The following is a 22,836-nucleotide window of genomic DNA, read 5'->3' as shown; positions in this document are numbered from 1 at the left end:
ACGGCGCACAAATCAAATTCCGAGAGTAAATTCTTTCGAGCCTGGACCGCCTTGCGCGTCCTCATTCAATCCGGGCCAGCAGCCGGGCGCGCCTGCTATGGCGCTTCTTGAATGGATGGGTGAATATCCACGAGGTCATCAGATGGCCGTACAGCAGGCGCGGCAGGCGGGGGCGGAAGGCGTCGAACCTGGTTTTCAGGGTCATCACCTCGTCGCCGAAGCCGTCGGCGTTTTCCGGCCCGATCCAGAATCGTCCGATGTCGCCGTGGGGTTCCCACACCACGAAGGGGCGGTCGTGATAGCTGAATTCAAGGCGGATGTCGCGGGCCCGGCGGCGGCGCCGCACATGCGACACGCCCTCGGTGGATGTCAGGACGGTGGCGATGTCGTGGATCGTGATGTAGGCGTGCTCGAGTTCGAATGCCCGTATCAGGGTTCCGCCAGCCGTCGTGATTGGAAATGTTTGCATGGCTAATTCCTTTCCAGCGATTGCAGCTTTATGAGATCGATCGGTAGCTGCTGATAGCCAGCGTAGCGCAAACGGCAATTGATGAGCGCGCGGGAGCGCGGAGTGTTGCGTTCCTATCTTTTGGCGGCCTCGGCGCGGGCGATGGCGGCGCGGATGCCCTTGATGTTGCGCATCTTGGGCTTGGTGCCCCAGCGCTCGGTGAGCAGGGCCTGGGTGTCGAGCGCCTTCTGCGCCGACCTGAAACTGCCGTAGACGATGGCGATGCGGCGCTCGCCGTCGACCAGCATCGGATAGGCGTGCACATCCTTCAGGCCGATCGCGTCGCGCACCTTTTCAAGAAAGGCCTCGGCGCGTTTGGCGTCGGCGGCGGGGAAGTTTTCGATCTGGATGCTGTAGTTGTCCTCGGGCTCTTCGCGCAGCCAGGCCTTGGTGGCGCGCAGCGATTGCTGGAGCAGGCCGGAGGTGCTTGTGTTCGCTACCGCTTCCTGTGAGGATGCGGCCGTTGCCTGGGGGTGGAGCGGGGCCGTCGACGACGTAAGCGTCTGCTTGACGCTGGCCGCCGGCGCGGTCAACGAGGCTGCTGCCACTGATGGCGTTGCGGGGGCCGCCTTAGGCGCTGCGGCAGTTACTGCTGGCGCGGCCGATAGGGCTGTGGCGACTGGTGTGGCCGCGGGCGTCGCCATGGCCGCCGCTGGAGTTGCAACTGGCGCGAGCACCGGCGCCGTCGTTGTCGCCGGAACGAGCGATGGCTGCGGATTTGGCCGCGCGGAATCCTCGGCGAGGGCGGAACCCGGCGCGCTTGCTGGCACGTCCCCTGCGGGGACCGCCGTTGCCTGCGCCGCCACCGCCTGCGGGGCGACCGCCAACTGTGGGGCCGGCGCGGGTGTCGTCTTCGCCGCCGGCTTGGCTGCCGGAGTGGCCTGCCTGAACGCCAGCGCCGCGAATCCCAGCCCGATCACCGCCAGCGCCGCGAGCGCACCCGCCACGGCGGGCCGCCCCAGCAGCCGTCCGCGCAGCGTGGCCGACTTGTCCTTGATGGCCTCCCGCACGTGGTCGGCCGATACGGCTTGCGATTGTGCCGCGGCGGCGGCCTTGAGCGCCTTGTCGGCCAGCGACATCAGCCGCCGCAGATCGCCGTGCGCCGCGCCCGCCATCAGGCGCGTCGCGTCGGACGCGAACAGGTCCGGCCCGTCGCGCCCGGCTGCGCGCAAGCGGTGGGCCAGCAACTCCGCCACGTCCGCCGCCGCGATGCCCGGCATGACGAAACTGAGCGTGATCCGTTCACGCAATTGCCGCATGGCGGGTTGGCGCAGCATGGTGTTCAGCTCGGGCTGGCCCAGCAACACCACCTGCAGCAGCTTGTGTTGCGGCGCTTCCAGATTGGTCAACTGGCGGATTTCCTCCAGCGTCTCCGGCGGCAAGGTATCGGCCTGTTCCACCATCAGCACGGCGTGCCTGCCATCGGCGTGCGTCTGTTCCAGATGAGACTGCAGCATGCGCATGACTTCATCGCTGAGCTTGCCATCCGGGTTCAGGCCCAGCGCGATCGCCGTCGCATGCACCACGCCCAGCGGGCTCAGCTGCTCCGCCTCCAGGTGGACCACGCTGGCGTGCTCCGCAAGCTGCGCGCCCAGCGCGCGGCACAGCATGGTCATGCCACTGCCGCGCTCGCCGGTCAGCTTGACGATGCCGTCGCCATGCCTGGCCGCGTAGGTCAGCGCGCCCAGCAGTTCGCGGCGCGCCGCGTCGGCGTGGAAGAAGGAGGCGTCCGCGTCTGGCGCGCAGGGAGGCTGGAGCAGGCCGAAATAGTCCAGGTACATGGTCAGCCTATGCTCGCCATGAAGGCCTGTTCCAGCGTGTCCGCGCCATAGCGGGCGCGGCACTCGTCGGGCGTGCCCACGAATTGCAGGCGTCCGTCGTGCAGGATGGCCAGGCGGTCGCACAGTTCATCGATGTCCGCCAGCGCGTGCGAGGTCAGGAACACGGCGGCCCCGGTTTCGCGCACATGCCGCATGCGCCGCTTGAACAGGACGTGCGCCTTGGGGTCCAGTCCGCTGGCGGGCTCGTCCAACACGTACAGTTGCTTATGGGAAAGCAAGCAGGCGGCCAGTCCCAGTTTCTGCGTCATGCCTTTGGAATAGGCGCGTACTGTGCGCTTCAGGGCCGCGTGCTCCAGGTCCAGCGCGTCCAGGGTGCGGGCGGTGTCGGCGGGGTCGTATTGCCGGCCGTGCAGCGTCAGCACGTACTTGAGGAAATCCTCGCCGGTGAGGTAGTAGGGCGGCGTGAAGCGCTCCGGCAGGAAGGCCAGCGGCCGGCGCGCGGCCGGCAGTTTGCTGTCCACGCCGAAGATTTCGATGCGGCCGCCGTCCAGGGCCTGGAAGTCCAGCAGGCACTTGATCAGGCTGGTCTTGCCCGCGCCGTTCACGCCCACCAGGCCGAAGATCTCGCCGGGCGCGACGTCCAGCGTGATGTCCCTCAGCACGGCGCTTTGCGCATAGCGCTTGGCCACGTTCAGGAATCGCAGGGCGGGTGGGCTCATGTGCTGGGGCAGGGTGGGGACGCGCTACTGTAGCAAATATCGGACTGCTTTCGCCAGTGGCCTATACATATATTCGGAGAAAGGGACTTTCTGGAATAAAATGGCCGCGACCATTGTGTAACGTTTGGAGTAGTGTATGGCACGGCCCGAAAAAGTCCGCTTAGGTGAGATCCTGGTGCAGCAGAAGCTGCTGACGGAAGAGCAACTGGGCCAGGCGCTCGCCGAACAGAAGCGCAGCGGCCGCAAGCTGGGGCGGGTCTTCATCGAAAGCAATTTCGTCACCGAGGAACAGATCTCGGGCGCGCTGGCCCGCCAGCTGAACATCCCCTACATCAACCTCAAGTTCTACAACATCAATCCGGAGCTGGTGCGCCTGCTGCCGGAAACCCAGGCCCGCCGCTTCCGCGCGGTGGTGCTGGAGGACCGCCGCGGCGCGCTGCTGGTCGGCATCTCCGATCCCACCGACCTGTTCGCTTACGACGAGATCGCGCGGCTGGTTAAACAGAACATCGAACTGGCGGTGGTCAACGAGACCGAGGTGCTGGGCGTCATCGACCGCATCTACCGCCGCACCGACGACATCACCGACCTGGCCCGCGAGCTGGAGCAGGATCTGGGCGACGTCTCGGTCGACTTCGGCGCGTTGGCCGCCAATCCGGGGCTGGAAGAGGCGCCCATCGTCAAGCTGCTGCAGTCCGTGTTCGACGACGCCACCCAGGTGCGCGCCTCGGACATTCACATCGAGCCGCAGGAAGGCCGGCTGCAGATCCGCTTCCGCATCGACGGCGTGCTGCACCTGCAGACCGAGTCCGACATCAAGATCGCGCCGGCGCTGGCGCTGCGCCTGAAGCTGATGTCCGAGCTGGATATCTCGGAAAAGCGCCTGCCGCAGGACGGCCGCTTCGCCGTGCGCGTGAAGAACCAGCGCATCGACGTCCGTATTTCCACTTTGCCCACGCAATACGGCGAATCGGTGGTGATGCGTTTGCTTAATCAAGGCAACACCAATCTGCGGCTGGACGCGATCGGCATGCCGCGCAGCGTGCTGGAAAAGTTCCGCGCCATCGTGCAGAGGCCCAACGGCCTGGTGCTGGTGACCGGTCCCACCGGCTCCGGCAAGACCACCACCTTGTATAGCGCGCTGGCCGAGCTGAATTCGGTGGAAAAGAAACTGATCACCGTGGAGGACCCGATCGAGTACCGCCTCGCCGGCATCAACCAGGTGCAGGTGAACGAGAAGATCGAGCTGAACTTCGCGCGCGTGCTGCGCTCCGCGCTGCGGCAAGACCCGGACATCGTGCTGGTCGGCGAGATGCGCGACCAGGAAACCGCGCAGATCGGCCTGCGCGCCGCCATGACGGGCCACTTGGTGCTGTCCACGCTGCACACCAACGACGCCGCCAGCACCCCGCTGCGCCTGATGGACATGGGCGTGCCGCGCTACATGGTGGGCAGCTCGCTGCAAGCCGTGCTGGCCCAGCGCCTGGTGCGGGTGATCTGCGAAAGCTGCACCACCCAGTACACGCCGACGCCGACCGAGCACGAGTGGCTGAAGCTGGAGCTGAAGGACAAGGTGGACATGGCGCGTTACTTCCACGGCAAGGGATGCTCGCATTGCAACGGCATGGGTTACCGCGGCCGTACCGGCGTGTACGAACTGCTGGAGATGACGCAGGCCGTGGTCGACGCGTCCAACAGCCCGGATCCGAGCCATTTCCTGAAAGTGGCGCACGCGCAGATGCGTGGCGAGACGCTGCGCCGGCACGCGGTGCACCTGGTGATCCAGGGCCGCACGACGATCTCCGAAGCGATGCGCATCAGTAACCAGATCGAGGAGTAACGTGCCGCATTTCGCCTACAAGGGCCGCAACGCGCGCGGCGAACTGATGCAGGGCGTGCTGGAGGGGGCCGACAGCAACGCGGTGGCCGACCAGCTGTTCGGCTCCGGCGTCACGCCGGTGGAGATTACGCAGACGCGCCAAGCCGCAGCGGCCAAGGACGGCGAGGACTGGTGGACCCGGTTCAGCGAGAAGAAGGTCACGTCGATGGACGTGCAGCTGTTCAGCCGGCAGTTGTATACCTTGCTCAAGTCCGGCGTGCCGATCATGAAGGGGCTGGCGGGGTTGCAGGAATCGGCCATCAGCAAGTCCTTCGGGCGGGTGATCAAGGATTTGAGGGAGTCGCTGGACTCGGGCCGCGAGCTGTCGGCCGCCATGCACAAGCATCCCACCGTGTTCAACAACTTCTACCTGTCCATGGTGAGGGTGGGGGAGATGACGGGTAAGCTGGATGAGGTGATGCTGAGGTTGTTCGATCACCTGGAGTTCGACCGGGAGATGAAGCAGCGTGTCAAAAGCGCCACGCGGTATCCGACCTTCGTGATCATCGCGATGGTGTTGGCGATGGTGGTGGTGAATGTGTTCGTCATTCCGCAGTTTGTGAAGGTGTTCGAGAGCTTCAAAGCCGAACTACCGTTGATGACGCGGATACTGATCGCCAGCTCCAAGTTCACCGTCGAGTACTGGCCGGCGCTGATTGTTGGAGCAATAGGTGGATACTTCAGTTTCCGCGCCTGGACCAATACAAAGGCGGGACTATTGAAATGGGACCGCTACAAGCTCAAGTTCCCCATCGCTGGCAAGATTATCCACAAGGCGACCATGGCGCGCTTCGCCCGCAGCTTTGCGCTGTCGAGCCGCAGCGGCGTGCCCATCGTGCAGGCCTTGACGGTGGTATCGCAGACTGCCGACAACTCCTACCTGAGTGCTCAAATTGAACAGATGCGGGATAGTGTGGAGCGCGGAGATAGCATCTTGCGTACGGCTATTGTGGCCAAAATCTTTACCCCGATCGTTCTGCAAATGATCGCCATCGGCGAAGAGTCAGGCTCGTTGGACGATCTGATGGACGAGATCGCGGCGATGTACGAACGCGAAGTGGACTATGAGCTTAAGACATTGTCATCGCAGATCGAGCCGATCATGATCACCTTTTTGGGAGCCATGGTGCTCGTTCTGGCACTTGGCATCTTCCTGCCTATCTGGGATCTGGGTAAAGCGGCAATGCATTGATGAAAAGTGCCTCACTATCTGTTGTGCCGAGCCAACGGACGCGTGCGCGAGGCTTCAGCATGTATGAGCTGGCTGTGGTGGCCATCATTTTTGGCATCCTGACAGGACTATTGCTGGAACGCCTATCGTTCTACCAAGGGGAAGCGGAGCGCGCAGGGGTTCAAAAGCTGGTGGCGAACATGCAAGCCGCGCTCAACAGCAAGATATATGAGGCTCAGGTACAGGGGAAGAAGCTGAATCCTTTGGTTTTGGCGAACCAAAACCCAATTTTGTTACTCCAACGTATTCCGGAAAACTACCGTGGTGAATTTAACAATTCCTCGGCTCAGGGAATCCCGCCGGGAAACTGGTATTTTGACCGGCCTCAACTTAAACTTGTCTATGTGTTCAGCAGTAAAAAAAGTTTTCTTGGGGACTCATTTGAACGTCGGGTTTTCAGAGTAAAATTCGTTCGCTTGCCCACAAAACCCGCCAAGCTAACAGAAACGCCGGAAGTTGTTGACGGCGTAACACTGATTCAAGTTGACGAGTGATACTGTCGTTAAACATACTAGCGAATAGCTAGCGACAAATCGTCACATTTTCTCTTTTCTGATTTCTTTGGAGTTTTACATGCAAATTAAACAAGTGGGTTCGCTGCGTCGTGGTGCTCAAGCTGGCTTTACCCTTATCGAACTGATCGTCGTAATCGTAATCCTGGGCATCCTGGCGGCTACCGCTTTGCCGAAGTTTGCGGATTTGGGCGCGGATGCGCGTTACGCGAAGTTGAAGGGTGCTCATGGTGCTGTCGCTTCGGCGGCTGCTTTGTTCCATGGCCGTTGGTTGGTGGCTGGATCGCCAAGTACCGCGCAGACTTATGATGGTGTGGTCATGACTACCACGGGATTTCCCACCAATGCAGGAATTATCATTGCAGCAAGTTTGAATGACTATGTAACGGCTACTGCTGGCGAGGTTGCTACTGATTCCAGCCATACTGGCTGCAAATTCACCTACACCGAAGCGACCGGTGTTGTCGGAGCCTTGCCCGCCATGACGGAATGTGATTAAGCTATTCTGTGGCAAGAATTAGTTTGAGCAAGCCCTTAGGGTCGCCGTAGTGAAAGCTGTGGGGACCCTTCTTCTTTTGTATCGTAGGTTAGCAGGGCGCCAAGAGGGCCGTAGTGCAAGCTGTGGCGACCCTTCTTCGTTCCACGTAGTCCGTATTCCCCACCAGCGCATTGTTTGGGCACACCGCTGCATTGCATGCGATGGCGCTGATCGTGTAAAGCGACTTCGCGTTCGGCGTGTTCATTGCCAGCTCTCCCTCGTTGAAGGGCAGCCGGGTGCAAGTTACCGTCACCGAAAACCCATTCACCGAGCGGTAATCCAGCGTCTGTGAAGCGACACAGCTACTGTTCTTCAACGCCTGATAGAGTCCCCACTCCGTTCCCGCACGCGCCGTTTGTAGCGCGAAGCCCTGCAGCGCGTCCTGCGCCGCTGTGGTTTGCTGCGTCGTGCTGAGCCGGGTCACGGTGATGGCCAGCGTACTCAGGGCCACGAGTATCAACACGGCGGCGATATAGGCGAAGCCTGCTTGGCGCTGTGGACGCTTAGTCATGGGACATTGTCTGTGTGGGTGCCGAACTGAATCCGCACGGACTCGCCGCGATCCGTGAGCTTGAGGTCGATTTGTACATAGCCGCTGGCCTGTGCCGCGCCGGGCGTGGGATTATAGGTAATGGTGCAACTTTCGACGTGCGTCGCCAACACCGGAGTGCTGGCGGCAGGCGTTGGACACGTGGCCGCGCTGCCGCTAAAAGGATATGGGCTGAACCGGTACAGGGTGCCAGTGCCATTGTTCTGTCCATCGGTGCTAATCCCCGGATTCGAGCACACATGGAACACCGCCTGCTGCGCGTTGCGCACCACGACGAAACGGGCACTGGCTTGTCCGGGCGGGAACTGGAACGGGGTAGCAAGTGTTATACGGTGTGCCCCAGTGGCTCCGGGTGCAAAGCCGACGCCTTGGACTGCCGCCCTGTTCACGCCGTTGTAAACGTCGTCCGTGTTCTGATTGTCCACCACGATCCAGTCTCCTGCGGCGGGAGCTGGGGATATTAGCGTAATCACATCGAACACTGCGGTGGTGGTGGCTGTGTTGACCGGCATGGTGGGGTTGGCGGGAGTGCCCGCGTCCCATACAGTGTCCGGCCCACTACGGAAGCGTCCGCCGGCGGATGTGGGCACCAGTTCAAAGCAGGAGTTGTTAGGTTGCCGGATCGAGTTGGGCACTGCGGAGCGGATATCGCGGCTCATGGTGCGCATCACGCCGTCGGCCATGTCGGTCAGCACGGCGCGGCGGCCAACGGCCGCGTAGTTCTGCACCGCAGGGACGAAGAAGATCGCCATCGTGCCTGCCAGAATGCCGACGATGACCATTACAACGATCAATTCAACCAAGGTGAAGCCGGAGGTTTTTTTCATGGCCATGACCTGTTTTTAGCCGAAGTCCGTGCGCCAGCCGAGCAGCTTGAACGATTGCGTCCCTTGCGTGACGGTGATCTGGATTTGCAATGCCGATCCGGCTGGTACGCCCGGGAACAGTGATGTGGCCGCGTTGGTGACTGTCACGCTGACTCCCATGCCGCTCAGGCCCAGGCTGACGCCACCAATGTCGCAAACATTCGCCTGAGTATAGCCATGGTAGTCCCTCACGTCGTTAAAGGTGTCCCGCGCACAGCCGGCGGCGGCGCCGGTGTTGGCCTGCGCATCGAACTGCTGGTGCTGAATTTCCTCCATCAGGCTCTCCGCCACGGCGCGCATTTGCTTGGTGATCATCGGATCGGCGCTGGCCACCGTGTTCAGGTTGAACACCTGCACCACGCCGGCCACGCTGATGCCGATGATGACCATGGCGATGATCAGTTCGACCAGTGTTACCCCTTGCTGACGGCGCTTATTCCACATAGCCGGTCGCTCCCTGTATCGCGATGCCGGCCTGCCCTGTGACGCTGATGGTTCCGGCCGCCGTTACAGTGCCCGCGTTATTGGTGGTGATGGTTCCGACCGGCTGGAAATACAGGATGCCGACGAGCGCACCGCTGGCGGTCACGGCGGAATCCTTGCTGGTCACGCTGTTGCCGTCCGGGCTGGCCAGCGTGGTGTTGCACACGGTGGAACCGGCGGCAGAGGCAATACTTAGGGTCACCGTTGTGGCGCTGACCGTCGCGCAGACCAGCCTCCGGTGGCTCACGGCGGTCTTCTGCGCGTAGCGCAAGGTGCTGGCTAGCTCATTGCGGAAAGCGGGACCTGCCATGGAGTTCCCGGTCATCATGGGGATGGCCACGGCGGACAGGATGCCGATGACAACCATGACGGTGATCAGCTCGACAATCGTGAAGCCCTGCTGGCGGAGACTCAATTGAAGGACTCCCGTACGTGGACGACCGCCTGCGTCTCCGGCGAATACACGCCAAAGGTCGCGCGTGACGACGGGTCCCGGTCGAATGTCTGCGAGCAGCTGTTCAAGCTGCCGTTAAGCGAGCGCAGCCAGGGGATGGCGGCGCCGGTCGTAGCTGGGTGCGTAGCGAGGCAGGACTGGTCCGCCGCCGTGGAGCCCAGATTCAGGGCCATGTCAATGTAGCCCTTGCCGGAAGTGGGCGTCGTCAGCGTCAAGTAGCCCTTGCCGCCCGACAGCGTGAGCGGCGCCGACACACTGCTGCCAACCAGGCCGCTGGAGCGGTTCAGCGCCACGGAGGCTGTGGGGATCAGCGTCTTGCTGTCGTCAGTGTTGATCAGCCACGATTTGCCGCTCCAGTATTCCGCTTGCACAGGCACTTGCAGACTTTGCTTTCCGCTGCCGACTGCGTTGTACACCTTAAGTCGCCCAAAACGGATGTTGGCCGCAGCCTCCGTTTGGCCCAACGAGCTGACACCTATGGTCGTGTTCTCGGCCCGCAAAGTGATAGCGCGCGGTATGGGCTTGGTCGCGGTGGCCGAGGCCGGTGCGGCAAAGGTGAAGGTGGGCGTCGCGCTCGCCCCTGTCACAGGTTTGAATGCGGAGGCGGCGACGGTCGCGCCGCTCAACGCGCCGATGGAAGCGGGGGCGGCGACCAGCGTGTTGGTGGCGTCAATATAATAGGGGCTCAGTGTCACGTCCTTCGAATAGCCGGTTGTGCCGTTGAAGTTGTTGGTGATCGCGCCGCTGGCGTTGCGGGGCACGACGGTGACGCTGGAGATCGGCTGCCCGGAATAGGTGTAGACCTGCATCGGCGTGATCGCCGTCTCGAAATAGGACGGAATGAACGGGCCCACGCCCGTGCACGGATTGCCTGCGCCGGTCCCGGTGGTGCCGGTGACGTTGATGCCGGAGCCCAGATAGTTGTTGTCGCTCAGCGTGGCGGTTACGTTGCCATTGCCCACTTCCGAGAACTGGAGATTGGTCGCGCTGGCCGCCGCGTTGCTGAAACTGCCCAGCGTGCCGCTGAACACGCCCGCGTACGCGTCCTGCGAGCCGATCACCGGCGAGCACTGGGTGAAGGTCAGGGTGACCGTTTCCGGCGTCGATTCGCGGCCGAAGTTCGGGGTCGTGGTGGTCGTGGTGCCGTCAGACGGGCTGGCGACAAAGTGTTGCGCGGTGACGGTCGCGCCGAACGATGCACCGGCCTTGATGGGCGCCGCCGTCGTCACGGCCACCGCGAAACTGGACGGCGCGGCGATGAAGGAGGCGCTGCCGGTCATATTGGCCGTCGGGTAGCTGGCAGATAAGGTCACCCTGCCGGCGTCCGAATACTGCACCGTGGTGCTGGCGACACCGGTCTCGTCGAACGCCAGGTTGACGGCGCGGCCGCCGGCGTCGCACGACTGCGTGGGGCTGTTGGCGCTGTTGAGCGCTTGTCCGTTGATCCTGGGCGCGCGCGTGCCGGTGGTGGGGTTGCCGTAGGAGCAGCTGAAGGTGACGGCGCGCGTCACGTCCTCGAAGCCCGGCGCGCAGAAGAGGCCGTTGTCCGACTTGCGCACCGCGCTGACTTCAATGGTTTGCGTCACGTTCGCCACATGATCCGGCACACTGAAGATGAGCGCGGAGTCGGTGTATGTGTGGTTGCAGCTGGCGGTGCCGCTGGTGGTGTTCCAGCATGTCGCTGAGTTAGTGGGCGATACCGACAGGCCGCCAATCGAAAAGACGGCCGTCTGCGGCGACGTCACGTCGAGCGTCACGCGCGTGGCGCCGTTGGTGACGGTGAAGGGGGTACTGTCCAGCAAAACGCCGGCGGCGGTGCGCGCGTACGCGGTGCCCGAGACCGTGGTGGAACTGGTGGAGCAGCTGCCACTGGCGTCCGCGTCGCTGCAGGCGTTGATGGTGATGTAGGAGCCGGTGCAGGTCACGCCGCTGCCATTGTGGCTGAGCCGTACGTGGTGCAGCGCGGTGCTGGACGACTTGCAGGTGTAGTTGCTGCCGCCCGCCACCGTGCAATTGCCGTTGATGACGGTGCCGGACGCCACGCTCATCGCGCCCGCGACGGTGACGTCGCCGTTGATCACGCCGTCCTTAGCGATGCTCAGGCTGCCGCCGACGGTCAGGTTGCCGTCGATGATGGCGTCCTTGGCGATGGACATGGAACCGCCGGAGCGCAGGTTCATCTTGACATCGACTTCCTTCTGCAGCGACACCGCTCCCGTGGCGTAGACATCCAGCGTATAGCCGTTGTTGGTGGTGGTCAGTTCCTTGCTGGCGTCGAAGTTGCCCGTCACCTTGATGCTGACGTTCGACGTCAGGTTCAGGACGGTGGCTTTCGACAGCGACATGTTGGGGCAATTGTAGACGCCGGACGACAGCGTGCAGTTGAACGCGCTGGTGGTCAGGGCCGCCGGTATCGAGTAGGTCGTGGCCGAGGAGGCGGCGCTCGCGGCGCCGCTGGCGATGCACAGCATCAGCGGCAGCAGCGTGGTCAATTTCATGGCGTTGTCCAGATCGGCGGCGGTTGAGGTGCGCCATCAGATCATGCTTGTAAAGAATGTGTCAAGTTTGCCGCCAGTCGTGCGTTTTCGCTAGAGAAACCCGCTATTTTGTGGCCTACCAGCAAAAAAAATGCCCGCTTTCGTCGTCGTGGACAAAGATGAGTGCTAATCGGCGCCAAAACTTGAATATAATCAAGCGACTGCGGCGTATTCTGCATGCGCCGCGCAATCTTCGAGACGGTGTGCATGGTTTTTCTGGGAAAAACGAAAAAGAAAGAGGGCTGGCTCGCCATCGCGTTGTACGCGGACGGCGTGCTGGCCGCCGTGGTGCAGCGCCGCCGCGACGCCAAGCCCGCCGTGCTGGCCGCCTTGTTCTACCCGGGCGCCAAGGCCCAAGCCGGCCCGACGCTGGCCCGTCTCAGCAAGGAGATGCAAACCGCCCAGTACCGCTGCTCCAGCCTGCTGGGCGTGGGCGAGTACCAGTTGATGATGGTGGAGGCGCCCAACGTGCCGGCCGAGGAACTGAAAACCGCCGTCACCTGGAAGCTCAAGGACATGATCGACTTCCCCGTGGCGGACGCCACTGTGGACGTGGTGGACGTGCCGGTGGCGAAGAACGGCCCGGCGCACAACCACCAGGTGTTCGCGGTGGCCGCGCGCAACTCGGTGATCGAGCCGCACCAGAACCTGTTCGCGGGCGGCAAGGTGAAGCTGTCCGCCATCGACATCCCGGAAATGGCGCAGCGTAATTTCTCGGCCATGCTGGAGCCCGAGGGGCGCGGCGTGGCCATGCTGTCGTTCGACCTGGACGGCGGCCTGCTGACCGTCAGCTTCGGCGGCGAGCTCTACCTGGCGCGCCGCATGGATGTGACGCTGAACCAGCTGCTGGGCGACGACGAGGACAAGCGGCGCCAGCACTACGACCGCATCACGCTCGAGCTGCAGCGTTCGCTGGACCACTTCGAGCGCCAGTTCCATTACGTGGCCGTGTCCCGGCTGGTGCTGGCGCCCACCGGCGGCAGCAGCCTGCACGCCTACCTGGCCGAAAACCTGTACCTGCCGGTGGACATGCTGGACCTGGACAATCTGCTGGACCTGGAGAAGGTGCCCGAGCTGAAGGACTTGTCGCAGCAGGCGCGCTATTTCATGACCCTGGGCGCGGCGCTGCGGGACGAGGGGTACGCGTCTTGAGCCAGCAGATCAATCTATTCAACGCGCGTTTCCGCAAGAAGAAGAATTACTTCACGGCCGAGGCGCTGGCCGCGGGGCTGGGCGTGATACTGCTGGGTTCGCTCGGCATGGCGATGGTCGCCAAGCAGCGCGTGGCCAAGCTGGAGGCGGAAGCGGCGCAGGTGCAGGAGCGGTTGACGGCGGCGGAGAACCGCAAGGCTGCGGCGGGCGGCGGGATTTCGCCGCGCCAGAAGAGCGCCGAACTGGAGCAGCAGCTGGCGCAGGCCGAGAGCGACAACCGCGCCCTGAAGCAAGTGGGCGCCATCCTGGACAAGGGCGAGTTCGGTAATACGCGCGGCTATTCGGCGTACTTCCGCGCTTTCGCGCGCACACGCGTGAATGGCCTGTGGCTGACGGGCGTGCAGATCAACGGCGCGGCCAACGAGATCGGCCTGCAGGGCCGCACCTTGCAGGCGGGATTGTTGCCGGGTTATCTGAACGGCTTGTCGCGTGAGCCGGTGCTGAAAGGGAAATCGTTCGGCCAGCTGGAGATGGGCCAGCCCAAGCCGGCCACGCTGGTCCAGACGGCCCTGCCGGGCCAGGCAGCCGCCGTCGCGCCGACGGTGCCCTACGTGGAATTCAGCCTGCAGGCGGTGCCCGCGGCTGGCGAGCGGCAGGGCGGCAACGCCACGGCGGAGGCGAGATGAAGCGGCAATGGAAAATGTGGGCGGCCAAGCTGGAGGCGATGAGCGTGCGCGAGCGCGCCATGGTGGCTTTCGCGGCGGCCGCCGCCATCGTCTATGTGGTTTACATGGGTTTGATGGAGCCGGCGGCCAAGCGTGAGAAGACCTTGCAAATGCAGATCAACGCGCAGCGCATGCAGATCGCCAACACCGACCTGGAAGTGGTGCAAAAGGAAATCGCCGCCAAGATCGACCCCGACCAGGCCACCAAGCAGCGCCTGCAAGAGGTGAATCGCGACAACGAGGCCATGCGCACCGCGCTGCGCACCATGCAGAAAGGCTTGGTCGCGCCGGACAAGATGAGTCTGTTGCTCGAGCAAATGCTGCACGGGAACAGCAAGCTGCGCCTGGTGTCGCTGAAGACTTTTCCTCCGCGCGGCATGAGCGATGGCCGCTTCGCGGAACCGGATGCGCCCGCGCCCGTCGCGCCGCCCAACGAGGCGCAGCGCGTGGCGAACAGCCTGCTCGGACAGGCGGCCCAGCCGGCGCCCGGGGCCGGCCCCGCCGCGCCCAAGCCACCCGTGAAGAATGACGAATTGCTGTACCGGCACGGGGTGGAGATCGTGCTCCAGGGCAGTTACCTGGACATGCTGGCCTATATGGAAGCGCTGGAAAAGATGCCGGCGCAACTGTTCTGGGGCAAGGCGACGCTGAGCGCCGAGGAATATCCGAAGTCGACTTTGACACTGACCTTATACACGTTGAGCCTGGACCAGAAATGGATAGCCCTGTGAAACAAGCCTTGGTGTTTGCCTGGGCGCTGGCCGCCGTGCCGGTGCTGGCTGCGGCCCAAGCCGTGGGCGATCCGACGCAGCCGCCCGCGATGCTGGTGGCGCCGGGCGGCGAGCCAGCGGCCAGTAGCGGACCGGCGGTGCCGCAACTGCAGTCCATACTGGTGTCGCGCGAACCAGGCGGGCGCCGCGTCGCCGTGATTAATGGCGAAATGGTGCGTAAGGGCATGAAGGTCGGCGACGCGGTCGTCGAACGGGTGGGGGAGACCGAAGTGGTGCTGCTTCGCGGTAAGACACGGGAAACGCTGCGGCTGTTCCCGAAGGCGGAGAAACGATAAAAATATGACTACGGATAAGTCCAATACTATGCAGAAACTGATGCTGATCGCATGCGCGGCGGCCGCCCTGGCCGGCTGCCAGAGCGCTCCCAAGCGCGACACCTATGACGCGATCAATCAGCAAATGCGCGACGCGGTCACCAAGGCTCCCGCGCCACAGGCCGCCCCGGACGCGGTGGAGGCGGCGCTGCTGCCCCAACTGCCGGCGCTGGCCTCGCAACTGCCCAAGGCGCGCCCGGTGCTCGACGAGCGCTTCAACGTGGCCTTCAACCAGGTTCCGGTGCAGCAGTTCTACAACTCGGTCGTGGCGGGCACGCGCTACAACATGCTGATTCACCCGGAGGTGACCGGCAACATCACGGCCCACCTGAAGGATGTGACGCTGTTCGAGGCGCTGGACGCCGTGCGCGAGCTGTATGGCTACGACTACAAGGTCGAGGGCACCCGCATCTATATCCGTCCGCTGACGATGCAGACCCGCATGTTCCAGGTGAACTACCTGACCGCCAAGCGCAAGGGCAGCTCCAATGTGCGGGTGTCGTCGACCTCGGTGTCCTCGGTGGGGCCGCAGACGTCGGGCCAGACCGGCAACAGCGGCAACGGCTCCAGCTCGCCCCAGCCGCAACAGCAGCAGAACAACGGCCAGCAACGCAGCGCTCAGGACGACGCCAGCAATGTGACCACCGAGTCCGACAGCAACTTCTGGGCCGACTTGAAGTCCGCGCTGGAGGCGCTGGTGGGCGGCGTGGGCGAGGGGCGCAGCGTCGTCATCAGTCCGCAGTCGGGCGTGATCGTGGTGCGCGCCATGCCGGAGCAGTTGCGCAATGTGGACCAGTACCTGAAGGCGACCCGCCTTGCCGTCGAGCGCCAGGTGATCCTGGAGGCGAAGATCCTGGAGGTGCAGCTCAACAGCGGCTTCCAGACCGGCATCAACTGGGCCTCGTTCGCCTCGTTCAAGACCGGCCATGACAACCGCGTCTCGGGCGGCTTCCTGGCGCCCGGAACCTCGCTGGCGCCGCTGCCGTTCGCCGGCGGCCAGCCGCCCACCCAGACCAGCGGCGGCACGGCCGGCATTTCGGCCAGCACCGGCTTCTCGCTGGCCAACGCGGCCAACAACGCCGGCTCGCTGTTCGGCCTGGCCTTCCAGACCAGTAACTTCGCCGCCATGATCTCCTTCCTGGAGTCGCAGGGTTCGGTGCACGTGCTGTCCAGCCCCCGCATCGCCACGATGAACAATCAAAAGGCCGTGCTGAAGATCGGCACCGACGAGTTCTACGTCACCGGCGTCAGCACCACCACCAACACCAGCGCCGCTGGCGGCAACACCACCAGCCCCAACGTGACGCTGGCGCCGTTCTTCTCCGGCGTGGTGCTGGACGTGACGCCGCAGATCGACGAGGAGGGCAACATCATGCTGCACGTGCACCCTTCGGTCAGCCAGGTGACGACCGTGAACAAGGTGGTCAACCTCGGCAGCGCCGGTTCGCTGAACCTGCCGCTGGCCGCCTCCAGCACCTCGGAGATGGACAGCATGGTGCGCGGCCAGGATGGCCAGATCGTCGCCATCGGCGGCCTGATGCGCCAGTCCAGCACGTCCGACCGCTCGCAGCTGCCCGGCGCGGGCGACTTGCCGGTAGTGGGGGCGCTGTTCCGCAACACCGACCAGAACATGCAGAAGCGCGAGCTGGTGGTGCTGATCAAGCCCACCATCGTCGATGGCGCCGCCAGCTGGTCGCAGGACATGCAGGACGCCGGCCGCCGCATGGAGCAGCTGGACCCGCGCCGTCCATCGGAGCGCAAATAATGTACGAAGCCCACTTTGGCCTGCGCGAGGTGCCCTTCAGCATCACGCCGGACACCAGTTTCTTCTTCACCAGCCCGCATTCGCAGGAGGCGCTGAACACACTGCTGGTCGCGGCCAAGAGCGGCGAGGGCTTCATCAAGATCACTGGCGAAGTGGGCACCGGCAAGACGCTGCTGTGCCGTAAATTCATGGCGACGCTGGGCGAGGAGTTCGTCACCGCCTACATTCCGAATCCCTATCTCGAGCCGCGCACGCTGATGCTGGCGCTGGCGGACGAGCTGGAAATCACGCTGGCGCGCGACGTCGACCAGCACCAACTGCTCAAGTCCATCACCTTCCGCCTGCTGGAGCTGGCGGGGCAGGGCAAGCAGGTGGTGTTGTGCCTGGACGAGGCGCAGGCCATCCCCATCGACAGCCTGGAGGCGCTGCGCCTGCTGACCAACCTGGAAACGGAAAAGCGCAAGCTGCTGCAGATCGTGCTGTTCGGCCAGCCGGAGTTGAACGCGCACCTGGAAAGCCCGACGATCCGTCAATTGGCGCAGCGCATCACCTTCCATTACCACCTGGGCGCGCTGTCGCGGGACGATCTGGACTACTACCTGGCGCACCGCCTGCGCGTGGCCGGCTACGCGGGCGCGCGCATGTTCAGCGCCGGCGCGGTGCGGCGCCTGTTCGCGGCCACCGGCGGCATTCCAAGGTTGGTGAACATCATTTCGCACAAGGCGCTGATGCTGGCTTATGGCGAGGGACGCCAGCTGGTCGAGAAGCGGCATGTGCGCATGGCCGCGGGCGACACGGTTAGCGGCCAGCGCGTGCTGTGGCCATGGCTGGCCGCGAGCGCCACGCTGCTGGCGGCGGCTGGCGGCCTGACGTGGGCGATGCTCAAATGAGCCTGATCAATAAAATGCTGCAAGACCTGGACGCGCGCGGCGGCGGGGCCGGCCGGCAAGGCGCGGCCGCCGCCATGCGGGCGGTGGCGCCGTCGTCCGGAGGCAAGCAGCGTACGGTGCTCGCGGCCGGCGCCGGCGCGGCCGTCGTCGCGCTGGCCGCCGGCGGATGGTTCGGCTGGAAATATTTGCACCGGTCCCCCGGCGCAGCCAATCCGCAGGCGATTGCCGGCGCGGCCGCGCGGCCGCAAGGCCAGCCGGGCCTTGTTCCCGCCGGGCAGGCACAGTCGCCTCAGCCGGGTACCGTCGCCGCCGCGCCAGCGCAGTCGCTTCAGCACGGCGCCACCGCCGCGGGGCCAGGACAGCCGGTTCAGCCGGGCGCCGTGGCCGCAGAGCCGGGACGATCGCCTGCCGCCGTCGGGTCCGCAACGCCGCCGGGCGGCGGCGGGGGAGCCGCTGCCGCTGGATCGGCCGCATCGCCGCTGGCGACGGCCAGCGGCGCCGAGGGGGCGACAGCCGCGAACGCAGCCGCGGAGCCGCAGCGCGAAACGAAGGCCGAGGCGCGCAAACGCCGTCTGGCCGAAGAGAAGGCCGCCGCCGAACTGGCCGCCGAATTGAAGGCCGCGCGCAAGAAAGCCAGGGAAGCCCGCGCCGAAGCCGATGCGCTGGCCGCCGCCACCGCTTCCGGACGTCCCGTGTCCGCGTCGAAAGCCGCGCCAGCCGTCGCGGCCGACAGGCCGGCGCGCCTGGCCGCCAAGCCCGCCGCGCGGTCCTCCGAGCCCGAATCCGCGCGCCCGGTTGCGAACGGCGTGACCGTCACGTCGCAGCAGCAGGCGGACAACGCCTATCGCCGCGCCTTGCTGGCCTTGCAGGAAGCCCGCGTGAACGACGCCATCAGCGGCCTGGAGCAGGCCGTGTACACCTTCCCGCGCCACGAGGCGGCGCGCCAGACCCTGATCGGCCTGCTGTTGGAGAACCGCCGCAACGACGAGGCGATCCGCCATCTGCAACTGGGCCTCGGGCTGGACCCGAAGCAGCCGCAAATGGCCATGCTGCTGGCCCGCCTGCAGATCGAGAAGGGCGGCCCGGCCATCGACACCCTGCTGCGTACGCTGCCCTACGCCGGCAGCCACGCCGATTACGTCGGCTTCCTGGCCGGCGCCCTGCAGCGAGCGCAGCGCCACAAGGAGGCGGTCGAGCAATACCAGGCCGCGCTGCGCCTGATGCCGCAGAACGGTGTCTGGTGGATGGGGTTGGGGATTTCACTGCAGGCCGAAAAACGCAACGCCGAGGCGCAGGACGCCTACACGCGCGCCAAGGCCAGCGGCAGTCTGTCGCCGGAGCTGACCGGTTTCGTCGAGCGCAAGCTGCAGCAGTTGGGCAGGTAGGATGGCGGTCCAGCCATAGCGGCATGCCGTCGACTTGGGCTCCCGCCTGCGCGGGAGCGACGGGTCATCAGCCAACTGAACGGCATTTGGCTTAAAGGCTGGCCTGCTCGCCCCAGATCTGTTTCATGCTGAAGCGCACGTCGGCCTGGTCCTCGGTCAGCGCCTCGGCCACTTCGCAGGCCGGTTCGCTGCTGCGCCGCAGCGTCAATATCCATTGCCCGCCATTGCGCAGCGACTTGCCGGCCGCGTCGCGCAGGCAGTGGATGTGCAGCTCGCCACTGGGCTCGCGCTGCGTCACCACGCCGACCTCGCCGTTTTGCAGCCGCACCAGCGCCCCGGGCGGGTACTTGCCCAGCTGCTTGCCGAACTGCTCGGCCAGCGCGGGGTCGTTGAACTTGGCGGGGTCGCCCAGCAGGTTGTGCAGGGCCTGGTCCGGCAGCACCGAGCAGCGGTAGTTGCGCGCCGAGACCTGCGCGCAATAGCGGTCCGCCAGGCTGATCAACCGGGCGTTCTGCGTGATCTCGTCACGCGTGCAGCCGGCCGGGTAGCCTGTGCCGTCGTCGTTCTCGTGGTGCAGCAGCACGCACGCGATCCATTCCTGGTCGCTGACGCCGGCGTCGCGCAGCAGGTCCACGCTTTCCTCCGGGTGCCGGCGCACGATGGACATCTCCTCGCTGGTGAGGTTGGAGCTCTTGTGGAAGGTGTTCTGGTGCCGCAGCATGCCCACGTTCATGGTCAGCGCGGCGGCCGCGATCACCAGCACCTCCTCGTTGGGCTTGCGCATGCGCCGTGCCACCAGCGTCGCCACGATGGCGGTCTCGATGCAGTGGCGCACCGCGTAGGTGCCGTTGATCTGGTTCAGGAAGATGCAGGCCAAGGCGATGTCCGGGTTCATGTCCACCGCCGCGATCACCTCGCGCGCGATGCCCAGCAATTCGCTTTCGGCGTTGTTCTCGCTGCGCAGGTCCGCCAGCAGTTTCTCGAGCCGGCGGTTGGCCTGGTTCAGCTCGTGCAGCACCGAGGCCCGCGCCGGCGCCTGGGCGGTGGCGTCGCCCAGGATGATGTCCTTCAGACTGCTGGTGTACTGGTTCATATTAGTCCCCGTGCCGCCGCCGTCTCCTCCAGAGAAGGGGGGCGGTTTCTTATATGCGCGCCAGGCGCTCGAGTGCGAGCGCCAGCGTGTCGTCCTTCTTGGCGAAGCAGAAGCGGACGATGCCCGACTCCCGGCCTTGCCGGTAAAACGCCGAAACCGGTATCGCCGCCACCTTGATCTCGGTGGTCAGCCATTCCGCGAACTCCGCCTCCGGCAAGCCGGAGATCGCGTCGTAGCGCACGCACTGGAAGTACGTGCCGTCCGCCGGCAGCGGCTCGAAGCGGCTGCCCCGCAGGCCTTCGCGGAACAGGTCGCGCTTGCGCTGGTAGAACGCCGGCAGCTGCAGGTAGGGCTTGGGATCGGCCATGTAGCTGGCGATGCCGTGCTGCATGGGCGTGTTGACCGAAAACACGTTGTACTGGTGGACCTTGCGGAACTCCACCGTCAGCGCCGCCGGCGCGGCCACGTAGCCTATCTTCCAGCCGGTCACGTGGTAAGTCTTGCCGAAGCTGGAGACCACGAAGGCGCGCGCCGCCAGTTCCGCGTGACGGCACACCGATTCATGCCGCTGGCCGTCGTAGACCATGTGCTCGTAGACCTCGTCCGACAGGATCAGCACGCCGGTGCCGCGCACGATGTCGGCCAGCGCGCGCATGTCGGCTTCGCGCAGCACGCTGCCGGTGGGATTGTGCGGGCTGTTGATGACGATCAGCCGGGTCCGCGCGGTGACGGCGGCCTGCACCTTGTCCCAGGGGATGGCGTAGCCGGCCTGGCCCAGTTCCATTTGCACCGGCACCGGCACGCCGCCGGCCAGTTCGATGGCGGGCAGGTAGCTGTCGTAGGCCGGTTCGATGACGATCACCTCGTCGCCGGGATGCACGGCGCACAGGATGGCGGTGGTGAGCGCCTGGGTGGCGCCGGCGGTGACGGTGATCTCGGTGTTCGCGTCGTATTGCCGGCCGTAGACGGCGGCGACCTTGTCGACGATGGCCTGGCGCAGCACGGGCGCGCCCGTCATCGGCGGGTACTGGTTGAAGCCGGCGCGCATGGCCTCGGTCACCATGTCCACCAGGGCGGGTTCGCAGGCGAAGTCGGGGAAGCCCTGGCCCAGGTTGACGGCGCCATGCTCGGCGGCCAGGGACGACATGCGGGTGAAGACGGTGGTGCCGACGGCCGGCAAGCGGGTGGTCAGGACGGGTGTTGCTGGCGGTTCAAGACGGCTGTTCATGGATGCTGGAAGTAGGAAAGCGTTTGGCTTATTCTAGCGCAGGCCATCCATTCCGGTGTTGCTATTCTGCCCATATGCGTATGCCACCGCGACGGGGTCAAGCCTCCGGCGTCCACGCCTCCGGCACCATCACTTTGAACATGCCCGCCTTGGTCAGTTTGCGGCCCAGCTTGAGCAGCGCCTTGTCCTTGGTGATCAGGATGTCGGCGCCGGCGTCGCGCGCCAGTTCCAGGAACTTCTGGTCGTCGCGGTCGCTGCACACGGGCAGGCGGATGCCGGACACCGGTGGCGCCACCACCTTGATCAGCGCGTCGAAGCGGGCCGCGCTCAGCGGGCGGCTGTCGTCGTCCAGCGGCAGGTGCTTGTAGTGCAGCACCACCAGGTATTCCTCGCGGCAGTCCGCGCGCGTGATGGCCTCCACCGCGCCGCTCTCGATGGCGGACAGCAGCGCGGACCAGCGCGGGTCCTTGAACACGAACAGGTCGAGGCAGACATTCGTGTCCAGCACGATGCGTTTTGGTGGAACAGGTATCATGTCGGTCATTCTTGTCTTAACGTAAGTTTTTCGATTTTATGCTGATAGTGCTTTCGCCCGCAAAGAGTCTCGACCTCGAGACGCCTCCCACCACCAAGCTGCACACGCAACCCGATTTCCTGGACCACTCCGAACAGTTGATCGACCGCCTGCGCGAGTTCTCGCCGGCCGGCATCGGCGAGCTGATGGACATCTCGGACACGCTGTCGACGCTGAACGTGGCCCGCTACGCCTCGTGGACCAAGGATACGTCCGAGGCGCGCCAGGCGGTGATGACCTTCAACGGCGACGTCTACGACGGCCTGGCGGCGCGCACGCTGACGCCGAAGCAGCTGGATTACGCGCAGTCGCGCGTGCGCATCCTGTCCGGCCTGTACGGCATGCTGCGGCCGCTGGACCTGATCCACCCGCACCGGCTGGAAATGGGCACCCGCCTGCACACGCCGCGCGGCAAGGACCTGTACGCGTTCTGGGGCGACACCATCACCAACGCGCTGAACCGGACGGCCGAGGAGCAGGGCGCCGAAGTGCTGGTGAACCTGGCGTCGGAGGAGTATTTCAAGTCCGTCAAGCGCGCCAAGCTGGCGGTGCCGGTGATCACGCCGGTGTTCGAGGACTGGAAGAACGGCAAATACAAGATCATCTCGTTCTACGCCAAGCGCGCGCGCGGCCTGCTGGCGCGCTACGCGGCGGTGAAGAACATCAACAATCCGGAAAAGCTGAAAGCCTTCGATGTCGACGGCTACGCCTTCGACAAGAAGGATTCGGATGAGCGGACCTGGGTGTTCCGGCGCAGGATCGCGGACTAAGGCGGTCACACCGGGGACAGACCCGCGACCACCGGCCGCGGCCCTAGCCCAGGTGTGTGGCGCGGAGGGTCTGTCCCCTATGACGCGCCGT

The 22,836-nt window shown here is 64.8% G+C and carries 23 protein-coding genes; 12 read left to right on the top strand and 11 right to left on the bottom strand.

Annotated features, from left to right (window positions below):
- Positions 1-61: 61 nt before the first annotated feature.
- The 3 genes from BM436_RS37190 to BM436_RS22400 form a co-directional block, all read right to left on the bottom strand.
- Positions 62-469 (bottom strand): hypothetical protein, encoded by a 408-nt coding sequence (locus tag BM436_RS37190; RefSeq protein WP_093557751.1) that lies wholly within the window; start codon positions 467-469, stop codon positions 62-64.
- A 113-nt stretch (positions 470-582) separates the two neighbouring features.
- A complete protein-coding gene (locus BM436_RS22405; RefSeq protein WP_093557750.1) occupies positions 583-2,289 on the bottom strand; it encodes an ExeA family protein in 1,707 nt (568 codons plus the stop codon).
- Positions 2,290-2,291: 2 nt separating this feature from the next.
- Positions 2,292-3,008, bottom strand: a complete 717-nt coding sequence (locus BM436_RS22400) for an ABC transporter ATP-binding protein (protein WP_093557749.1) — start codon at positions 3,006-3,008, stop codon at positions 2,292-2,294.
- A 136-nt stretch (positions 3,009-3,144) separates the two neighbouring features.
- Between BM436_RS22400 and BM436_RS22395 the strand changes: the two genes are divergently transcribed.
- The 4 genes from BM436_RS22395 (at position 3,145) to BM436_RS22385 (ending at position 7,129) form a co-directional block, all read left to right on the top strand.
- Positions 3,145-4,848, top strand: coding sequence for a GspE/PulE family protein (locus tag BM436_RS22395; RefSeq protein ID WP_093557748.1), 1,704 nt, complete (start codon positions 3,145-3,147; stop codon positions 4,846-4,848).
- A 1-nt stretch (position 4,849) separates the two neighbouring features.
- On the top strand, positions 4,850-6,079 hold the full coding sequence (locus tag BM436_RS22390; protein WP_093557747.1) for a type II secretion system F family protein: 1,230 nt from the start codon (positions 4,850-4,852) through the stop codon (positions 6,077-6,079).
- A gap of 59 nt (positions 6,080-6,138) precedes the next feature.
- The gene (locus tag BM436_RS36395) at positions 6,139-6,612 is read left to right on the top strand and encodes a type II secretion system protein (protein ID WP_143133271.1); all 474 of its coding nucleotides are present in this window, start codon (positions 6,139-6,141) and stop codon (positions 6,610-6,612) included.
- Positions 6,613-6,691: 79 nt separating this feature from the next.
- Entirely contained in the window at positions 6,692-7,129 is a 438-nt protein-coding gene (locus BM436_RS22385) for a type II secretion system protein (RefSeq protein ID WP_093557746.1), read from the top strand.
- An 88-nt stretch (positions 7,130-7,217) separates the two neighbouring features.
- On the opposite strand, the gene BM436_RS22380 is transcribed toward BM436_RS22385, so the two are convergent.
- The 5 genes from BM436_RS22380 to BM436_RS22360 are packed head-to-tail and all read right to left on the bottom strand — an operon-like array spanning position 7,218 to position 12,019.
- Entirely contained in the window at positions 7,218-7,679 is a 462-nt protein-coding gene (locus BM436_RS22380; RefSeq protein ID WP_093557745.1) for a hypothetical protein, read from the bottom strand.
- Positions 7,676-8,545, bottom strand: a complete 870-nt coding sequence (locus BM436_RS22375; RefSeq protein ID WP_177307424.1) for a prepilin-type N-terminal cleavage/methylation domain-containing protein — start codon at positions 8,543-8,545, stop codon at positions 7,676-7,678. The genes BM436_RS22380 and BM436_RS22375 overlap by 4 nt, the downstream gene beginning before the upstream one ends.
- Before the next feature lie 15 nt (positions 8,546-8,560).
- Positions 8,561-9,028 (bottom strand): type II secretion system protein, encoded by a 468-nt coding sequence (locus BM436_RS22370; RefSeq protein WP_093557743.1) that lies wholly within the window; start codon positions 9,026-9,028, stop codon positions 8,561-8,563.
- Entirely contained in the window at positions 9,018-9,482 is a 465-nt protein-coding gene (locus BM436_RS22365; RefSeq protein ID WP_177307422.1) for a pilus assembly FimT family protein, read from the bottom strand. Before BM436_RS22365 ends, BM436_RS22370 begins: the two co-directional genes overlap by 11 nt.
- A complete protein-coding gene (locus BM436_RS22360) occupies positions 9,479-12,019 on the bottom strand; it encodes a polymer-forming cytoskeletal protein (protein WP_093557741.1) in 2,541 nt (846 codons plus the stop codon). Before BM436_RS22360 ends, BM436_RS22365 begins: the two co-directional genes overlap by 4 nt.
- Positions 12,020-12,235: 216 nt before the next feature.
- On the opposite strand from BM436_RS22360, the gene BM436_RS22355 reads away from it, so the two are divergent.
- From BM436_RS22355 to BM436_RS22325, 7 genes are read left to right on the top strand one after another with little or no spacing between them, the layout of a single operon-like run.
- On the top strand, positions 12,236-13,210 hold the full coding sequence (locus BM436_RS22355; RefSeq protein ID WP_229490610.1) for a type IV pilus biogenesis protein PilM: 975 nt from the start codon (positions 12,236-12,238) through the stop codon (positions 13,208-13,210).
- A complete protein-coding gene (locus BM436_RS38530) occupies positions 13,207-13,896 on the top strand; it encodes a hypothetical protein (protein ID WP_093557740.1) in 690 nt (229 codons plus the stop codon). Before BM436_RS22355 ends, BM436_RS38530 begins: the two co-directional genes overlap by 4 nt.
- Entirely contained in the window at positions 13,893-14,666 is a 774-nt protein-coding gene (locus tag BM436_RS22345; protein WP_093557739.1) for a type II secretion system protein GspM, read from the top strand. The genes BM436_RS38530 and BM436_RS22345 overlap by 4 nt, the downstream gene beginning before the upstream one ends.
- Positions 14,663-15,001 carry an MSHA biogenesis protein MshK gene (locus BM436_RS22340; protein ID WP_229490608.1) on the top strand — a complete coding sequence of 113 codons (339 nt, stop codon included), beginning with the start codon at positions 14,663-14,665 and terminating at the stop codon, positions 14,999-15,001. The genes BM436_RS22345 and BM436_RS22340 overlap by 4 nt, the downstream gene beginning before the upstream one ends.
- Positions 15,002-15,029: 28 nt before the next feature.
- On the top strand, positions 15,030-16,805 hold the full coding sequence (gene mshL / locus BM436_RS22335) for a pilus (MSHA type) biogenesis protein MshL (protein WP_093557737.1): 1,776 nt from the start codon (positions 15,030-15,032) through the stop codon (positions 16,803-16,805).
- The gene (locus tag BM436_RS22330; RefSeq protein WP_093557736.1) at positions 16,805-17,695 is read left to right on the top strand and encodes an ExeA family protein; all 891 of its coding nucleotides are present in this window, start codon (positions 16,805-16,807) and stop codon (positions 17,693-17,695) included. The genes mshL and BM436_RS22330 overlap by 1 nt, the downstream gene beginning before the upstream one ends.
- Positions 17,677-19,080, top strand: coding sequence for a tetratricopeptide repeat protein (locus tag BM436_RS22325; RefSeq protein ID WP_229490606.1), 1,404 nt, complete (start codon positions 17,677-17,679; stop codon positions 19,078-19,080). Before BM436_RS22330 ends, BM436_RS22325 begins: the two co-directional genes overlap by 19 nt.
- 91 nt (positions 19,081-19,171) lie before the next feature.
- Here BM436_RS22325 and BM436_RS22320 read toward each other — a convergent pair whose 3' ends face one another.
- The 3 genes from BM436_RS22320 to BM436_RS22310 form a co-directional block, all read right to left on the bottom strand.
- Positions 19,172-20,173, bottom strand: a complete 1,002-nt coding sequence (locus tag BM436_RS22320) for an HD-GYP domain-containing protein (protein WP_093557734.1) — start codon at positions 20,171-20,173, stop codon at positions 19,172-19,174.
- Between the two features lie 49 nt (positions 20,174-20,222).
- The gene (locus BM436_RS22315; RefSeq protein WP_093557733.1) at positions 20,223-21,401 is read right to left on the bottom strand and encodes a pyridoxal phosphate-dependent aminotransferase; all 1,179 of its coding nucleotides are present in this window, start codon (positions 21,399-21,401) and stop codon (positions 20,223-20,225) included.
- 97 nt (positions 21,402-21,498) lie between these two features.
- On the bottom strand, positions 21,499-21,936 hold the full coding sequence (locus tag BM436_RS22310) for a putative toxin-antitoxin system toxin component, PIN family (protein WP_093557774.1): 438 nt from the start codon (positions 21,934-21,936) through the stop codon (positions 21,499-21,501).
- Positions 21,937-21,974: 38 nt separating this feature from the next.
- Here BM436_RS22310 and yaaA point away from each other — a divergent pair, with 38 nt between their 5' ends.
- Positions 21,975-22,745 (top strand): peroxide stress protein YaaA, encoded by a 771-nt coding sequence (gene yaaA / locus BM436_RS22305; RefSeq protein WP_093557732.1) that lies wholly within the window; start codon positions 21,975-21,977, stop codon positions 22,743-22,745.
- Positions 22,746-22,836: the final 91 nt, after the last annotated feature.

Origin of the sequence: Pseudoduganella namucuonensis, from assembly GCF_900116645.1 — a bacterium.
In the GTDB taxonomy this organism is placed as follows: Bacteria; Pseudomonadota; Gammaproteobacteria; order Burkholderiales; family Burkholderiaceae_D; genus Rugamonas; species Rugamonas namucuonensis.
Note: the sequence above shows the minus strand (reverse complement) of the source record. Positions and strands in the feature narration are given on the sequence as shown.

Bases quoted from the DNA above. Each gene is read 5' to 3' on its own strand.
- BM436_RS37190 (WP_093557751.1), bottom strand. From the start codon at position 469: ATGCAAACATTTCCAATCACGACGGCTGGCGGAACCCTGATACGGGCA.
- BM436_RS22385 (WP_093557746.1), top strand. From the start codon at position 6,692: ATGCAAATTAAACAAGTGGGTTCGCTGCGTCGTGGTGCTCAAGCTGGC.
- BM436_RS22320 (WP_093557734.1), bottom strand. From the start codon at position 20,173: ATGAACCAGTACACCAGCAGTCTGAAGGACATCATCCTGGGCGACGCC.
- BM436_RS22345 (WP_093557739.1), top strand. From the start codon at position 13,893: ATGAAGCGGCAATGGAAAATGTGGGCGGCCAAGCTGGAGGCGATGAGC.
- BM436_RS22360 (WP_093557741.1), bottom strand. From the start codon at position 12,019: ATGAAATTGACCACGCTGCTGCCGCTGATGCTGTGCATCGCCAGCGGC.
- BM436_RS22405 (WP_093557750.1), bottom strand. From the start codon at position 2,289: ATGTACCTGGACTATTTCGGCCTGCTCCAGCCTCCCTGCGCGCCAGAC.
- BM436_RS22400 (WP_093557749.1), bottom strand. From the start codon at position 3,008: ATGAGCCCACCCGCCCTGCGATTCCTGAACGTGGCCAAGCGCTATGCG.
- BM436_RS22375 (WP_177307424.1), bottom strand. From the start codon at position 8,545: ATGAAAAAAACCTCCGGCTTCACCTTGGTTGAATTGATCGTTGTAATG.
- BM436_RS22355 (WP_229490610.1), top strand. From the start codon at position 12,236: ATGCGCCGCGCAATCTTCGAGACGGTGTGCATGGTTTTTCTGGGAAAA.
- BM436_RS22330 (WP_093557736.1), top strand. From the start codon at position 16,805: ATGTACGAAGCCCACTTTGGCCTGCGCGAGGTGCCCTTCAGCATCACG.
- BM436_RS22395 (WP_093557748.1), top strand. From the start codon at position 3,145: ATGGCACGGCCCGAAAAAGTCCGCTTAGGTGAGATCCTGGTGCAGCAG.
- mshL (WP_093557737.1), top strand. From the start codon at position 15,030: ATGCAGAAACTGATGCTGATCGCATGCGCGGCGGCCGCCCTGGCCGGC.
- BM436_RS36395 (WP_143133271.1), top strand. From the start codon at position 6,139: ATGTATGAGCTGGCTGTGGTGGCCATCATTTTTGGCATCCTGACAGGA.
- BM436_RS22370 (WP_093557743.1), bottom strand. From the start codon at position 9,028: ATGTGGAATAAGCGCCGTCAGCAAGGGGTAACACTGGTCGAACTGATC.
- BM436_RS22310 (WP_093557774.1), bottom strand. From the start codon at position 21,936: ATGATACCTGTTCCACCAAAACGCATCGTGCTGGACACGAATGTCTGC.
- BM436_RS22380 (WP_093557745.1), bottom strand. From the start codon at position 7,679: ATGACTAAGCGTCCACAGCGCCAAGCAGGCTTCGCCTATATCGCCGCC.
- yaaA (WP_093557732.1), top strand. From the start codon at position 21,975: ATGCTGATAGTGCTTTCGCCCGCAAAGAGTCTCGACCTCGAGACGCCT.
- BM436_RS22315 (WP_093557733.1), bottom strand. From the start codon at position 21,401: ATGAACAGCCGTCTTGAACCGCCAGCAACACCCGTCCTGACCACCCGC.